This is a genomic window from Streptomyces sp. NPDC012825, from assembly GCF_042900925.1.
Classification (GTDB): Bacteria; Actinomycetota; Actinomycetes; order Streptomycetales; family Streptomycetaceae; genus Streptomyces.
Genome location: NZ_JBIBBZ010000002.1, coordinates 23,619 through 37,337 on the forward strand (window position 1 = coordinate 23,619; position 13,719 = coordinate 37,337).

Below are 13,719 nucleotides of genomic sequence, written 5' to 3' on the forward strand. Positions count from 1 at the left end.
ACGGGCCCTACGCCTGCCCGGTCTCGAACCGGGCGACCTTCCCGTCCTCGACGGTGAACCGCCAGCGGGTCCGCATCTCGCCCCAGGCGTCGTTGCGGTAGCGGGCGACGAGATCGCGCCCGTCGGCCTTCTGGGACTCGACCTCCATGTGGCCGCGCGAGGAGAAGACCTCCTTCTCGGTCCACTCGTCGAGATCCCGGTCGGTACCGTCGTCGGACATGGTGGCACCGGGCGCGAGTGCCGCCCGGAAGGCCTCCTGGTCATGGGCGTTGAGGGCCGCGACGAAGGCGCGCACGGCCGGGTCGGAGAGCTGCTCCACGGGAAGGGTCATGCCCTACCCGTACACCGCCCGCCCCGCCCTCCCCCCGGAACCGGGCCGCGCACACCGGCGTGTCAGCGACGGGGCTGGGCCACCTGGGCGAGCAGGGGGCGGGTCTCCTCGGCGGCCTCTCGGCGCGCACGGCGTACGCCGACGGCAAGGGCGGGTGACGGACGAAGGTTTACCCACTGCCGGATCACCCGACCCACTACGCTCCGGCCATGGACGACGAACCCCTCGCCGAGCGGGCCGAGCGCCGGGACGCGAGGATCGGGCAGCTTCGCGCCGTGTCCCTGGTGACCGGTGACGGTCCGAGGGCATCGCATCTGAACCCCGACGCGCCCCGTGCGGTCCAGCGGTGGAACGGCCATCTGTGGGAGCCGTACGGCTTCGCGGTGGACCTCGCGGAGGCACGGCGCGTCCTGTTTCCCCGGACCGACGCCGCTCCCGCGCCGGAGGTGGCACCGGGACTCGGACCGGGGACCGGCAGGCATCGGAAGCCTCAGGCGCCGCGCTAGGCCGGACTTCCCCGAAAAAGGGCCTCTGCCTGGGCTTTCGCCGGTCGGGGGCCCTGAGGGGCAGACGAGTCGGGCTGTACGCCGGGTTCTGTGCCCCGGGACCTCGCGGTCGTCGGGGTGACGGCCATCCATCTAGGACCGGCGTTGCCGCCGGCCTCCTGCGGTCTACCCGCGGACTCGGGCGAGCAGCCCTCGAACGTCCGCGCAGGGACACCGGGGTGTCCCCTCTTGACCTTGCTCCGAGTGGGGTTTACCTAGCCGCCTGAGTCACCTCAGGCGCTGGTGGTCTCTTACACCACCGTTTCACCCTTACCGAGGACCGAGGTCCCCGGCGGTCTGTTTTCTGTGGCACTGTCCCGCGGGTCACCCCGGGTGGCCGTTGGCCACCACCCTGCTCTGTGGAGCCCGGACGTTCCTCGGGAGGATCCTGGGATCCCCACGCGGCCGCCCGCCCGGCTCGTCTGCCGTGCCGACCATGCTACCCGCCGCACCGGCCCGCGCTTGACCCTGCCGCGGCGTCAGGGTTTCTACTGGGCCCCATGCGCATCGGCGAGATCGCCGCCCTGGTCGGGGTCACCCCCCGGGCCGTGCGGCACTACCACCAGTCCGGGCTGCTGCCCGAGCCCGCGCGGCGGGCCAACGGGTACCGGGAGTACGGCGTCCGGGACGCCGTCCTGCTCGCCCGGATCCGGCGCCTCACCGAGCTGGGGCTCGGTCTCGACGAGGTGCGGGACGTGCTCGCGGGCGACGAGGGGCGCGGGCTCGCGGAGGTCCTCGGAGAGCTGGACCGGGACCTCGCGCGCCAGGAGGCCGTCCTCCGGGAGCGGCGGGAGCGGCTCGCCCTCCTGCTCGCCGAGGGGCGGGCCGGGCGGCTGCCCGCCGACGGGCCCGTCTCGCCCGAGTTCGCCGCGCTCCTGGCGGGCCTGGACGAGCTGCCCGCCTCCCCCATGGCCGTGAAGGACCGCGAGGTCCTCGCCCTGCTCGACGCCGTCGTGCCGGAGGAGGACCGGGCCGCGCCTGATGGAGACCCTGCGCGAGGCGGCCCCGTCCGCGCACGGGGTGTACGCGCTCTTCGACGCCCTGGAGGACGCCGCGCCGGACGATCCCCGCGTGGAGGAGGCCGCCCGGGCGCTCGCCGGCTGCCTGCCGGACGCGGCCGGGGCCGGGCTGCCGGAGCGGGCCGTGGACGGGACCCTCCCCGGGGCCCTCCTCGCCGACGCCGTCTTCGCGGACCTCTCCCCCGCCCAGGAGGCGGCCGTACGCCTCGCGGTACGGCTCGTGCGGGAGCGGCAGGAGGGGGCCGCGTGACGGCTTTCCTCCGGCGTCTCTCCTGGGTTCTCCTTCCCCTCGAAGTCGTCCTCGTCCTCTGTCTCGTCGGGGGTGTACGGGTGCCCGGTGCCGTTCTCGCCGTCGCCGAGGGCCTCGTCTGCGTGCTCCTCCTCGCCGAGGGCCTCGCCTACCTGCGGCTGCGGCGGCGCGGGCTCTCGCGGCGGGACGCCGTGGCGGAACCGGTGCCCGAGCCCGTGCTGCGGCTCCTCGGGCACGAGCTGCGGCTCCTCGCGAGCCTGGGGCGGTGGGTCGCGCGCCGGCCGCACGGGACCGCCGGCGCGGACGGGGTGTTCCCGCACGCCCGCGACCAGGCGGCGCTGATGTACGGTTTCGCCTTCGTCTGCGTGGTCGAGACGGTCGGCCTGTCGTACCTGCTCGCCCCCTGGCCCCTCGTCCACGGGATCGTCCTCGTCCTGGACGTCTACACCGTGCTCTTCGTCCTCGGACTGCACGCCGCCTCCGCGACCCGCCCGCACGTCCTCGCCGGGGGCGTCCTGCGGCTGCGGCAGGCCGCCCACGTCGACCTGCGGATCCCGCTCGACCGGATCGCGTCCGTCCGGCGGGAGGCGCTGTTCTCCCACGGGAAGGCCGACGGCGAGCTGAACCTCGCCGTCGGCTCGCAGACCTCCGTCACCGTCGAGCTGACCGAGCCGACGGACGCGCCCCGGCTGTTCGGCGCGCCCCGGCCCGTACGGGTCGTCAGGGTCCACGCCGACGACCCGCAAGCCCTGTACGGAGCGCTCACGCGGGCGCGAACAGCACCTTCGCCCGCCCAGGGTCCGCCTCCGCGAGTCTGACCCGCAGCCACTCCCCCAGCGGCAGCGCGGACTCGCCGCCCGCGATCCGGGCGACCACCGCCGGGTCCTCCAGGTGGACGGTGCCGGTGGACGGCTCGCGCTCCTTGACGTCGATCACGTACGCGTCGAAGAGCTCCCCGACCCGGTCCTTCAGGAGCGCCGCCTCCACGATGTCGACGCTCTCTCGCTCGACGGCGCCGGCGCGGCGCGAGCCCGTGGCCATCTCGTCGGGGAGCGAGGGCAGGGCGGCCCGCACCCACTCGGGCGGCTCGTCCCCCGCCACCGCCGCCACGCACAGCTCGCTCGCGTACCGGTCGACGAGCCGCCGCAGCGGGGCGGTGCAGTGGGTGTACTCGTCGGCCACGGCGGCGTGCACGGCCGGGACGGGGACGTGCCCGTCGGTGAAGACGGTGTACCCGGCGCCGCGCAGGAGGGTGGTGCACTCCTGGAGGAAGGCGGCGTGGCGCGGGTTCGAGGGGTCGGCCGAGCGGACGACCCCGGCGTACGGGACGTGGTGCGGCCAGTCGACGCCGAGGGCCTGCGCGGAACGGCGCAGCCGGGCGACGGCGCCGTCGGGCGCGGTGGGGAGGGTGCGCAGGACGCCGGTGCCGGCGGCGGTCATCAGATCGGCGGCGGCCATGCCCGTGAGCAGGGAGATCTGCGCGTTCCAGCTCTCGGAGGGGAGCGGGGCCCGGTAGACGAGGTCGTAGCCGTGGTCCCGCTCGACGATCTCCTGCTCGGGCACGTCGAGGGAGATCCCGCCGCGCTCGATCTCGATGGCCTCGCGCAGGCGTCCGATCTCGCGGAGCAGGGCGACGGGCTCCTCGGCGGTACCGGAGTCGATCCGCCGCTGCACGCCCGCGTAGTCGAGTTTGGCGCGGCTGCGGACGAGGGCGCGGCGCACGTCGGTGGCGACCCTGCGCCCCTCGGCGTCGAGGTCGATCCGCCACAGCACGGCGGGCCGGACCTCGCCGGGGAGGAGGCTGGCGGCGCCCTCGGAGAGGACGGCGGGGTGGAGGGGGACCTTGCCGTCGGGGAAGTAGAGGGTGAGGACCCGGCGGTGGGCCTCGGCGTCGAGCGCGGAGCCGGGCGCGACGAAGGCGGCGACGTCGGCGATGGCGTAGTGGACGCGGTAGCCGCCGTCGGCCCTGCGGGCCAGGTGCACGGCCTGGTCGAGGTCGGTGGAGGTGGGCGGGTCGACGGTGAAGAACGGCAGGTCGGTGGCGTCGTGCGCCGGAAGCCGGGGCGCCTTCGCGGCGGCCTCGGCCTCGGCGAGGACGGCGGGCGGGAAGTCCTCGGGGACGGCGAGTTCGGTCCGGAGTGCGCGCAGGGCGGCCCGCAGGGGAGCCTCGGCTGCGCCGGTCACGTGTATGGGGCGGCGGGGCATGGACCGAGCGTAGGGGGCGGGGGCGGGCACGTCATTTCGACGCGACTTCGCGGCGTGGCCGTGTTCCCGGGCGATTTCGCGGCGTGGCCGTGCTTTGTAGGCTGGTCCGCCGGGGCCGCACCCCCACCCCCGTCCGTACGAAGGAGAACCACCGTGCTCGTGCTGCTGCCGCCCTCCGAAGGCAAGGCTCCGTCGGGGGGCGGGGCGCCCCTCAAGCCGGAGTCGCTGTCCCTGCCGGGGCTCGCGGAGGCGCGGGCGGCGGTTCTGGACGAGCTGGTCGAGCTGTGCGTCGCCGACGAGGAGAAGGCCCGCGAGGTGCTCGGCCTGAGCGAGGGGCTGCGCGGCGAGGTCGCGAAGAACGCCGAGCTGCGGACGGCCGGCGCGCGTCCGGCCGGGGAGGTCTACACCGGCGTCCTGTACGACGCGCTCGGCCTGGCGACCCTGGACGCGGCGGCCCGGGAGCGGGCCGGGGAAACGCTCCTGGTCTTCTCCGGGCTGTGGGGCGCCGTGAAGGTGACCGACCGCATCCCGTCGTACCGCTGCTCGATGGGGATCAGGCTGCCGGGCCTCGGCGCGCTCGGCGCGTACTGGCGGGGCCCGATGGCCTCCGTGCTTCCCGGGGCGGCCGGGGGCGGCCTCGTCCTGGACCTGCGCTCGTCGGCGTACGCGACGGCGTGGCGGCCGAAGGGGGAGGTGGCGGCGCGGACGGCGACGGTGCGGGTGCTGCACGCGCCGACCCGGAAGGTGGTCAGCCACTTCAACAAGGCGACGAAGGGCCGGATCGTACGGAGCCTCCTGGAGGCGGGTGCGGAGCCGGCGACCCCGGCGGAGCTGGTGGAGGCGCTGCGGGACCTGCGGTACGTGGTGGAGGAGGGCGGGAAGGCGGGGGCGCTCGACGTGTTGGTGGACGAGATCCACTGACCTGCCGTTGCGCTCTGCGCAACGCTCGTTGCGGATGGCGCTCGTCCTCGTCAGGATGAGGCCATGACGAGCGTGTTCGACCTTGCCCCGGAAGCCCCCGTCGTCCCCGTGGTGGTGATCGAGGACGCCGCCGACGCGGTCCCCCTGGCCCGCGCCCTGGTGGCCGGCGGGCTGCCGCTGATCGAGGTCACCCTGCGCACCCCGGCCGCGCTCGACGCCCTGCGGGCCGTCGCGGACGGGGTGCCGGAGGCGGTCGTCGGCGCCGGGACCGTCGTCTCGGCGGCCGGGGTCGCGGACGCGGTCGGCGCCGGGGCCCGGTTCCTGGTCAGTCCCGGCTGGACGGGACGGCTGCTCGGCGCGATGCGGGAGTCGGGCGTGCCCTTCCTGCCGGGGGTCTCGACGGCCTCGGAGGTCGTGGCGCTGCTCGAACGGGGCGTGGACGCCATGAAGTTCTTCCCGGCGGAGGCGGCGGGCGGCGTCCCGTACCTGAAGTCCCTCGCGGGCCCCCTCCCGCAGGCCCGTTTCTGCCCGACCGGCGGCGTCTCCGCCGCCTCCGCGCCCGCCTACCTCGCCCTGCCGAACGTCGGCTGCGTCGGCGGTACGTGGATGCTGCCGCCCGACGCCCTCGCGGCCCGCGACTGGGCCCGGGTCGAGTCCCTCGCGCGCGGGGCGGCGGCGCTGCGGACGCCCGTCAGCGGCCGGTGAACGCGGCGGTCAGGTGGTCGGTCACCGGGCGGTAGCCGAGCCGCTCGTACAGGGCGTTGCTGGTGGGGTTGGCCAGGTCCGTGAAGAGCAGGACCTGCGCGGCCCCGGCGTCCCGGGCGGCGAGGGTGGCGGCGGTGGTGACCCCGGCGGCGTATCCGCGTCCGCGGGCGGCGGGCGGGGTGTAGACGAAGTGGACGCGGGACTGGCCCTCGGCCACGGGCGAGAAGCAGGCCATCGAGACGGGCCGCCCGTCGTCCCCGGTCCAGAGCAGCATCCGGCCGTCGGAGATCCGCTCCGTGACGGGCCCGGTGTAGTCCTCCCCCGGCTCCTCGCCGATGTCGCGGACGAACTCCCGCGCCCAGGCGGCGGCGAGGGGTGTGTCGGCCGCGGTGGCGACGCGGGCGCGCCCGGCGGGGGCCGGGTCCGGCGGGGTGAGCGTGCCGAGCCGGAAGAGCCGCATCCGGAAAGCGGCGGTCCAGGGGCGTCCGGTGGCCTCCGCGAACGCCTCGACGGCCGCCGTCTCGCCCCGTACGACCGTCGGTCCACCGTTTCCGGAGAAGTCCGGCAGGGAGGCGAGCGCGCGGGCCGCCTCCGGCGCCACCGTCCCGAAGGTCGGCTCCCCCGGCGCGGCCACCACGAGCACCCCGGTGACCCGTCCGCCGGGCTCGGTCCACCAGCCGAGCCGCCCGGCCGCGTCCACGAGCGTGAGCACGCCGGTGTTGCGGGCGGGCGCGGTGGACAGCAGGGCGCCGGCGGCCGCGCGGAAGGCGGCGGGGTCCTCGGTGAAGTGCCAGGTCATGGACGGTGATGGTGGTACGGGGGCGGGTCTCCCCGCCACCCGTTTTCCACCGTCCTACCTGAGGTGCGAGGTGTCGTTGAGGAGGCGTACGGAGGCGTTGCCGTCGGCGTAGTAGGCGACGGCCGAGATCGAGGCGGCCGACAGCTCCATGCGGAACAGGGACTCCGGCGGGGCGCCGAGCGCGAGCCGGACCAGGGTCTTGATCGGCGTGACGTGGGTGACGAGCAGGACGGTGCGGCCCGCGTGGGCGGCGGTCAGCCGGTCCCGGGCCTTGGCGACGCGCCGGGCGACGGTCGCGAAGCTCTCGCCCCCGCCGGTCGGCGCGGCCTTCGGGGAGGCGAGCCAGGCGTCGAGGTCCTCGGGGTACCGCTCGCGGACCTCGCCGAAGGTCAACCCCTCCCAGGCGCCGAAGTCGGTCTCCCGCAGGCCCTGTTCGATCCGCACGTCGAGCCCGAGGCGGGCGGCGACGGCGGCGGCGGTCTGGCGGCAGCGGGTCAGGGGCGAGCTGACGATCTCCTGGATCGTGCCCCGGGCGGCCAGCGCGGCGGCCACGGCCTCGGCCTGCCGCAGCCCGGCCGCCGACAGCTCGGGGTCGCTCCCGCCGCTCCCGGAGAACCGCTTCTCGGGCGTGAGCGCGGTCTCCCCGTGCCGCAGCAGCACGAAGGTCGCGGGCGCGCCCATGTCGGGGGCGGCCCAGCCCTGCGGGGAGGCGCCTTGCGCCTGCGCCTGCGCGGGGGCGGGGGCGCCGGCCCGTGCGGTTCCGGTGCCGGCGGCACCGGCCACGGCAGTCGTGGCGACCGCGCGGCCCGTCGGCGCCAAGGCCCCGGCCTCGGCCTCGAAGTCGCCCGAGGCGACAGGGGTGGAAGAGGTCACCGTGACCTCTTCGGTGCCGGACGGGGCCGCCGTGGCTTCTACGGTGGTGGACGGGGCCTTCGTGACCTGTTCGGTGACGGACGAGGTAGCCGTGGCCTCTTCGCTACCGGGCGAGGTCGCCGTGGCCTCTTCGACGGCGAACAGACCGTCGTCCGTGACCGGCCAGGCGCCCGCGCCCGTCGGCGTACTCGTACGCGTCCCCGCACCCGTACCCGTACCGGCAGCGGTCGTCGACAGTGCCGCCCTCGCCCGCGCCGCCCCCGCCCTCGCGTCGCCCGGCGGGCCCGACGGCGGCGGGGCGGCGGCGTTGCGGGCGGCGGAGGCGTCGAGGGACGCCGTGGAGCCGGACGGCTCCCACTGGCGGCCGAGCCGCCCCGCGTCCATCGCCTCGTTCGCCAGCCGGTCCGCGTGCTTGTTCCGCTCGCGCGGGATCCACTCGTAGCGGACCCGGTCCGCCGGGAAGACCCGGCCGGCCTCGGCCGCGAGCGGCTTCATGTCCGGGTGCTTGATCTTCCAGCGGCCGGACATCTGCTCGACGACCAGCTTGGAGTCCATGCGGACGTGGACGACGGCGTCCGGGAAGAGTTCCCGGGCCACCTTGAGGCCCGCGACCAGGCCCTTGTACTCGGCGACGTTGTTCGTCGCCACACCGATGTACTCGGCGGCCTCGGCGAGCGTCTCGCCCGTCGCCGCGTCCAGGACCACCGCCCCGTACCCGGCGGGTCCCGGGTTGCCCCGGGAGCCCCCGTCCGCCTCGACGACGAGCTCGCGCGCGGAGGTCATTACAGGCCGGACTCCGAGGTGCGGACGAGGATCCGGCGGCAGTTCTCGCACCGGACGACCGCGTCCTTGGCGGCGGCGCGGACCTCGTTGAGCTCGGTGATGTTGAGCTCGATGTGGCAGCCCTCGCACTTGCGCTGGTACAGCCGGGCCGCGCCCACGCCGCCCTGCTGCTCGCGCAGCTTCTCGTACAGCTTGAGGAGGTCGGCCGGGACGGAGCCCGCGACGAGCTCGCGCTCCTTGCCGGCGGAGGCGGCCTCGGCGTCCAGCTCGGCCTGGGCGGCGTCGCGGCGGGCGGTGGCGTCGTCGGCCTTGGCCTGGACGGCGGAGACGCGCTCGGTCAGCTCGGCGAGGCGCTCCTGGACCGACTCGCGGCGCTCCATGACCTCCAGGACGATCTCCTCCAGGTCGCCCTGGCGCTTGGCGAGGGAGACGATCTCGCGCTGGAGGTTCTCCAGGTCCTTCGGGGAGGAGACGGCGCCGGAGTCGAGGCGCTGCTGGTCGCGCGCGGCGCGCTGGCGGACCTGGTCGACGTCCTGCTCGGCCTTGGTCTGCTCGCGGCCGCAGTCGCTCTCCTCGGTCTGCGCGGCGACGAGCAGGTCGCGCAGCTGGGTGAGGTCCTTGGTGAGCGCCTCGATCTCGGCGTGCTCGGGCAGCGAGCGGCGCTTGTGGGCGAGCTGCTGGAGGCGTACGTCCAGGGCCTGGACGTCGAGGAGGCGGATCTGGTCGGCGGGCGCGGCGTTCAGTTGGGGGCTCCAGGAGAGGTGTGGTGGGAGGACCAGGGGTCGGTGACCGTCTTCGAGACGTGGACGCGGAGGTCCCAGCCGTGACGGTCGGAGATCGCGTCGAGCTGCGCGGCGGCCTGCTCGCACCAGGGCCACTCGGTGGCCCAGTGGGCGGCGTCCACCAGACCCAGCGGAGTCCGCTGGGTGGCCTCGGAGACCGGGTGGTGGCGCAGGTCGGAGGTGAGGAAGGCGTCCACGCCCGCGGCCCGCACGGCGTCGAAGAGGCTGTCGCCGGAGCCGCCGCTGACGGCGACGCGGCGCACGGTCATGCCGGGGTCGCCTGCGACGCGGATGCCCTGCGCGGTGGCGGGCAGCCGCGCGGCGGCGCGGGCGGCGAACTCGGCGAGGGTCTCGGGACGGTCGAGCTCGCAGACGCGGCCGAGGCCGTTCTCGGGGACGAGCGGGCCGGTGACGCGCAGGTCGAGGGCGCCCGCGAGGGCGTCGGAGACGCCGGGGTCCGCGGTGTCGGCGTTGGTGTGCGCGACGTGGAGGGCGATGTCGTTCTTGATGAGGTCGTGCACGACGCGGCCCTTGAAGTGGCCGGCCGCGACCGTCGTCGTACCGCGCAGGTAGAGCGGGTGGTGGGTGACGATCAGGTCGGCGCCGAGGGAGACGGCCTCGTCGGCGATCTCCCGCACGGGGTCGACGGCGAAGAGCACACGGCCGACCCGGGCGTCGGGATCGCCGCAGACCGTGCCGACGGCGTCCCACTGCTCGGCCCGGTCGGGCGGCCAGAGGGCGTCGAGCTCGGCGATGACTTCAGACAGACGGGGCACGGGGGAAAGGCTACCTGTCCCGCGCGCTCCACCGCCCTGGCCTGTGGACAACCCCGTCCGGGCCCCGACCCCCCGTGGACGATCCCGCCCCTGATCCCGCCCTCGATCCCGTCCCTGCCCCCTACTCCCTGCCCCTCCGCCCCCGATCGCGCCCCGTGTTCGCACCCCGACACCGGAGCCGCCGACTCCACTTAGGTTCCCCTTACCCAGGGTCACCGCCGGTCACTCCAGCACACCCGCCCTCCTCCGCTCAGCAGAACCGCCGGACGGCCACCCTTATGTGTGAAGTGAGCGGGCTCGTGTTGTTCGGCTGGAAGTGCGAAAACTAGCTTCGTCGCCGGAGGTGACGAGTCGATGACAGCGTGTGCCATCGAGACGACGGCCGAGGACGACGACCGCGAAGGGAAGTACGGCGGGAGCACCGGCCGGCCGACGGGGTTCACGACCACGGCGAACGGCGCGTACGCGGCCAGGCTCGCGGGCGACGGGGACGCCCTGTACGTGGAGAGGTGGACCCTCGACGGTCCGGAGCCGTACGCCGTGCCGCTCCCGCTCGACCAGCCGGAGGACCCGGGCTCCCAGCTCCTGCCCCTCGCGGACGGCCGGGTCCTCGTCTGCCGCCGCGTGGACGGGCGGAGGAACGCTTTTTCCCTGCTCTACCCGACCGGCCCGGCCACCGGGGAGCTCCGGCTCGGCTCGGTGGACGCGCCCGGCTCCGAGGGGCTCGTCCTGCTCCCGCCCTCGCCGGACGGCATCTGCGCGTACGCGATGTGCGTCGGCCCCGACACCACGACGCTGTGGCTGGTGGCGGGCGGGGCGTTCGGCCCCGAGCAGGTGGCGGAGGTCCGGGGCCGCTGCTCGGGCGGGGTGTGGCTGGACCGCACGGGCCGGATGCTCGCCCTGGACCGGCGGCTCGGCGACGGGCCCGTGAAGGCGGTCGCCGTCGACCTGGAGCGGGGCGGCGAGGTGACGCCGCTGCTCCAGATCACCGAGGAGAGCGACGACCGGCTGCTGCTCGCGGACCCGGACAGCGGGCTGCTCCTGATCCGCTCCGACGCGCCGTCGCCGGGCCACCACCGGCTCGGCTGGGGCGTCCTCGGCAGTCTGCTCCCGGTGCGCTTCCCCGACTGCCTGCGGCTCGACGACGCGGCGGTCACGCCGTTCGCCGTGCAGCCGGGGCAGGTGCTCGTGCCGGAGGGCTGCGCGGTGGCGCTGCGGATCGACGCGGCGGCCGGGAGCTGGGTGGGGACCTGGCGGCCCTCGTCCCGCCGGATGCGGCAGCTCGCGGCCCCCCGGGGCTGGCTGGCGGGCGCGGGCCTGTGGACGGCCGGGGGCGTGCTGCGGCTGCCGTACGCGACGCCGGGGACGCCGTGCGGGCTGGCGGCCCTGGAGCCGCCGCCCGAGCCGGAACCCGTGCCGGAGCCGGAGCCGGTGGCGGTCCCCGAGGAGCCCCGGGTGTGCCGTCCCGTCCCGCTCCAGCAGGCTCCCCTCACGGACCGGCGGCCCGCTGGCTAGAATCTCGGGCCGCACGGCAAGAACGATTTCTACGGGGTGAGTTGCAGCATGTCGGAAGCAAGCACGGAGGGTACGGAGTCGCACGGCTCCGGTCGTCATCGCGGTGAGGCCTCGCCGGCGGAGGACTCCTCGTCCTCCCCGCACGGCCGCCACCGCCGCGAACCCGACGCGCAGTGACCGGCGCGTCCGGTCGAACGGGCGCGCGGAGTGAGCCGGAGGGCCCCGGGGAAGACCCCGGGGCCCTCCGGCGTCCTCACGAGTCCTACGCGTGCGCCACGGAGCCGCCCCGCTCGTGCTCCACGAGGCCGCCCTACGCGTGTTCCACGAAGGTGTCGGCGAGTACGGGGGCGTCGTCGCGCTCCGCCGCCGTGACCGTCGCCTGGACGCCGCCCTCCACGGCCCACATCCGGACGCGCAGGGTCTCGCCGGGGAAGACGATCCCGGCGAAGCGGGTGCGGTAGGCCCGGACGCGGGCGACGTCCCCGCCGAGCAGGGTGTCCACGACGGCCTTGAGGGTCATCCCGTAGGTGCAGAGCCCGTGCAGGATGGGCCGGTCGAAGCCGGCGAGGGCCGCGAACTCCGGGTCGGCGTGCAGGGGGTTCCAGTCGCCGGAGAGGCGGTAGAGCAGGGCCTGTTCCTCGCGCACGTGCCGCTCCACGGTCCGGTCGGGCGCGCGGTCGGGCAGAGGGAGCCGGTCGGAGGGGCCGCGGTCGCCGCCCCAGCCGCCCTCGCCGCGTACGAAGATCTGGGCGTCGCTCGTCCACAGCGGCCCGTCGGCGTCGGCGGTCTCGGAGCGCAGGACGAGGACGGCGGCCTTGCCCTTGTCGTGGACGGCGGCGACGCGGGAGGTGGAGACGGCACGCCCGCCGGCGGGGAGGGGCCGGTGGAGGGTGATCGACTGGGCGCCGTGCAGGACGCTCATGAGGTCGACGTCGACGCCGGGGGCGGAGAGCCCGTCGACGATCCCCATGCCGCCGCCCGCGACGGTGGCGAAGCTGGGCAGGACGTGGAGCCGGGACTCCAGGGTGTAGCGGAGTTCGGCGGGGTCGGTGGCGGGGGTGCCCGCGCCGAGGCCGAGGTGGTAGAGCTGGACGTCCTTGTGGTCCCAGGCGATCTCGGTACTGCGGGGTTCGGCGGCGACGGCCTTGGCTGCGTCGATGGGCATCGGGCTGCTGCTCCTCACGGGATCGCCCCGGAACGCGACGGCTCCAGACCACGATCGCTCTAGAACGCGTTCCAGTTCGGTGGCCCCATGTATAGCCGAGGCACCGGGACTTGGGAACCCTCGCCGACGGGACCCCGGGGCCGGGACCGGATCCGGGAGCGGCCCCGGATCCGGTCCCGGGCGGGCCGGTCAGCCGATGATGGCGACCGGGGCGTCCCAGGCGTTGCGGTCGACGTTGATGGTGTGACCGCCGCGGGTCTCCTTGCTGTTGGCCTTGTACTGGTGGCCGCGGCTGTGGTTCGTGTACAGCTTCGGGTCCCAGGGCCAGTCCCTGGTGGTGGTCTCCTGGCCGTTCCACAGGGCGTACCAGAGGTTGCCCGGCAGGTCCGTGCGGTCCTTGGCGGTGGCGATCGCCTTGGCGCTGGAGCTGCTGAAGCCGTAGAGGCCGGCGCGGTAGGTCTTGGCGCGCAGGGTCCTGGTGAAGGAGCGCACGTAGGCGAGGGTGGCGTCGTTGCAGGCCTTGTCGGCGATGTCGTACGACTCCATGTTGAGGTAGATCGGGCTGCCGGGCCTCATGCCGAGGGCGGCGGCCTTGGCGACCGCGTCGTTGGCGTTGGCGGCTCCGACCGAGGCGGCGGTGGCCGCGGTGAACCGCTCCTTGTTGCGGCTCTTCTGGCAGGGCGGCTGGGCGCCGACGTACAGGGGGATGACCCGCCAGCCGAGCGTGTCGACCGACTTCGTCCAGGACCTGGTCAGGTTGGGCTGGGCGCAGCCGCGGTTCTTGCCGCCGATGTAGACGGCGACGCCGCCGTAGTAGGCGTCCTTCTTCCAGGCCCTCATCGCGGTGAGCGAGGGGGCCGTGCAGGCGTCGAACGCCCGGCCGGTGTAGGTCTTCTGCGCGGGCCACGCGGGGGCGGCCATCGAGGTCTGCGCCGCGATCCCGGCACCGGCGACGACGGTGACGCCGGTCGCCGCCAGGGCGATGTAGCGGCCTTTTCTGGACAACCGGTGCTTCGGCATTTCCCCACCCATACATACGAAGTTCCACGG

The 13,719-nt window shown here is 75.0% G+C and carries 13 protein-coding genes, 1 other RNA gene and 1 pseudogene; 6 read left to right on the forward strand and 9 right to left on the reverse strand.

The window, feature by feature from the left end:
* Positions 1-7: 7 nt before the first annotated feature.
* Complete coding sequence (locus ACFY7E_RS05625; RefSeq protein WP_389481140.1) at positions 8-331, reverse strand: nuclear transport factor 2 family protein; 324 nt, start codon at positions 329-331, stop codon at positions 8-10.
* Positions 332-540: 209 nt separating this feature from the next.
* Here ACFY7E_RS05625 and ACFY7E_RS05630 point away from each other — a divergent pair, with 209 nt between their 5' ends.
* Positions 541-837, forward strand: coding sequence for a DUF6087 family protein (locus ACFY7E_RS05630; protein WP_389481143.1), 297 nt, complete (start codon positions 541-543; stop codon positions 835-837).
* Positions 838-898: 61 nt separating this feature from the next.
* Here the strand turns inward: ACFY7E_RS05630 and rnpB are convergent.
* Positions 899-1,297: RNase P RNA component class A (rnpB, locus tag ACFY7E_RS05635), an RNA gene on the reverse strand.
* A gap of 79 nt (positions 1,298-1,376) precedes the next feature.
* On the opposite strand from rnpB, the pseudogene ACFY7E_RS05640 reads away from it, so the two are divergent.
* A pseudogene (locus ACFY7E_RS05640) lies at positions 1,377-2,145 on the forward strand (MerR family transcriptional regulator).
* A complete protein-coding gene (locus tag ACFY7E_RS05645; RefSeq protein WP_389481145.1) occupies positions 2,142-2,963 on the forward strand; it encodes a hypothetical protein in 822 nt (273 codons plus the stop codon). The pseudogene ACFY7E_RS05640 and the gene ACFY7E_RS05645 overlap by 4 nt, the downstream one beginning before the upstream one ends.
* Here ACFY7E_RS05645 and ACFY7E_RS05650 read toward each other — a convergent pair.
* Positions 2,908-4,350, reverse strand: coding sequence for an RNB domain-containing ribonuclease (locus tag ACFY7E_RS05650; RefSeq protein WP_389481147.1), 1,443 nt, complete (start codon positions 4,348-4,350; stop codon positions 2,908-2,910). The genes ACFY7E_RS05645 and ACFY7E_RS05650 overlap by 56 nt on opposite strands.
* Before the next feature lie 153 nt (positions 4,351-4,503).
* Between ACFY7E_RS05650 and yaaA the strand changes: the two genes are divergently transcribed.
* Positions 4,504-5,271, forward strand: coding sequence for a peroxide stress protein YaaA (gene yaaA / locus ACFY7E_RS05655; RefSeq protein WP_389481149.1), 768 nt, complete (start codon positions 4,504-4,506; stop codon positions 5,269-5,271).
* Positions 5,272-5,334: 63 nt separating this feature from the next.
* Positions 5,335-5,976: a bifunctional 4-hydroxy-2-oxoglutarate aldolase/2-dehydro-3-deoxy-phosphogluconate aldolase gene (gene eda, locus ACFY7E_RS05660; protein WP_389481152.1), complete on the forward strand. Its 642-nt coding sequence runs from the start codon at positions 5,335-5,337 to the stop codon at positions 5,974-5,976.
* On the opposite strand, the gene ACFY7E_RS05665 is transcribed toward eda, so the two are convergent.
* Genes ACFY7E_RS05665 through ACFY7E_RS05680 form a run of 4 tightly spaced genes read right to left on the reverse strand, consistent with a single transcriptional unit; the run spans position 5,963 to position 9,989 of the window.
* On the reverse strand, positions 5,963-6,775 hold the full coding sequence (locus ACFY7E_RS05665) for a GNAT family N-acetyltransferase (RefSeq protein ID WP_389481155.1): 813 nt from the start codon (positions 6,773-6,775) through the stop codon (positions 5,963-5,965). The genes eda and ACFY7E_RS05665 overlap by 14 nt on opposite strands.
* A 54-nt stretch (positions 6,776-6,829) precedes the next feature.
* Positions 6,830-8,431, reverse strand: coding sequence for a bifunctional RNase H/acid phosphatase (locus tag ACFY7E_RS05670; protein ID WP_389481157.1), 1,602 nt, complete (start codon positions 8,429-8,431; stop codon positions 6,830-6,832).
* Complete coding sequence (locus tag ACFY7E_RS05675; protein ID WP_389482182.1) at positions 8,431-9,174, reverse strand: zinc ribbon domain-containing protein; 744 nt, start codon at positions 9,172-9,174, stop codon at positions 8,431-8,433. The genes ACFY7E_RS05670 and ACFY7E_RS05675 overlap by 1 nt, the downstream gene beginning before the upstream one ends.
* The gene (locus ACFY7E_RS05680; RefSeq protein ID WP_389481159.1) at positions 9,171-9,989 is read right to left on the reverse strand and encodes a Nif3-like dinuclear metal center hexameric protein; all 819 of its coding nucleotides are present in this window, start codon (positions 9,987-9,989) and stop codon (positions 9,171-9,173) included. Before ACFY7E_RS05680 ends, ACFY7E_RS05675 begins: the two co-directional genes overlap by 4 nt.
* A 354-nt stretch (positions 9,990-10,343) precedes the next feature.
* Here ACFY7E_RS05680 and ACFY7E_RS05685 point away from each other — a divergent pair, with 354 nt between their 5' ends.
* Positions 10,344-11,504 carry a hypothetical protein gene (locus tag ACFY7E_RS05685; protein WP_389481162.1) on the forward strand — a complete coding sequence of 387 codons (1,161 nt, stop codon included), beginning with the start codon at positions 10,344-10,346 and terminating at the stop codon, positions 11,502-11,504.
* Between the two features lie 310 nt (positions 11,505-11,814).
* On the opposite strand, the gene ACFY7E_RS05690 is transcribed toward ACFY7E_RS05685, so the two are convergent.
* Positions 11,815-12,669 carry a MaoC/PaaZ C-terminal domain-containing protein gene (locus tag ACFY7E_RS05690; RefSeq protein ID WP_389481164.1) on the reverse strand — a complete coding sequence of 285 codons (855 nt, stop codon included), beginning with the start codon at positions 12,667-12,669 and terminating at the stop codon, positions 11,815-11,817.
* A gap of 189 nt (positions 12,670-12,858) precedes the next feature.
* Positions 12,859-13,689, reverse strand: coding sequence for a glycoside hydrolase domain-containing protein (locus ACFY7E_RS05695; RefSeq protein ID WP_389481166.1), 831 nt, complete (start codon positions 13,687-13,689; stop codon positions 12,859-12,861).
* Between the last annotated feature and the right edge of the window lie 30 nt (positions 13,690-13,719).

Excerpts from the sequence above, each read along its gene's own strand:
- ACFY7E_RS05625 (WP_389481140.1), bottom strand. The coding sequence starts at position 331 with ATGACCCTTCCCGTGGAGCAGCTCTCCGACCCGGCCGTGCGCGCCTTC.
- ACFY7E_RS05630 (WP_389481143.1), top strand. The coding sequence starts at position 541 with ATGGACGACGAACCCCTCGCCGAGCGGGCCGAGCGCCGGGACGCGAGG.
- ACFY7E_RS05650 (WP_389481147.1), bottom strand. The coding sequence starts at position 4,350 with ATGCCCCGCCGCCCCATACACGTGACCGGCGCAGCCGAGGCTCCCCTG.
- eda (WP_389481152.1), top strand. The coding sequence starts at position 5,335 with ATGACGAGCGTGTTCGACCTTGCCCCGGAAGCCCCCGTCGTCCCCGTG.
- ACFY7E_RS05665 (WP_389481155.1), bottom strand. The coding sequence starts at position 6,775 with ATGACCTGGCACTTCACCGAGGACCCCGCCGCCTTCCGCGCGGCCGCC.
- ACFY7E_RS05670 (WP_389481157.1), bottom strand. The coding sequence starts at position 8,431 with ATGACCTCCGCGCGCGAGCTCGTCGTCGAGGCGGACGGGGGCTCCCGG.
- ACFY7E_RS05685 (WP_389481162.1), top strand. The coding sequence starts at position 10,344 with ATGACAGCGTGTGCCATCGAGACGACGGCCGAGGACGACGACCGCGAA.
- ACFY7E_RS05690 (WP_389481164.1), bottom strand. The coding sequence starts at position 12,669 with ATGCCCATCGACGCAGCCAAGGCCGTCGCCGCCGAACCCCGCAGTACC.
- ACFY7E_RS05695 (WP_389481166.1), bottom strand. The coding sequence starts at position 13,689 with ATGCCGAAGCACCGGTTGTCCAGAAAAGGCCGCTACATCGCCCTGGCG.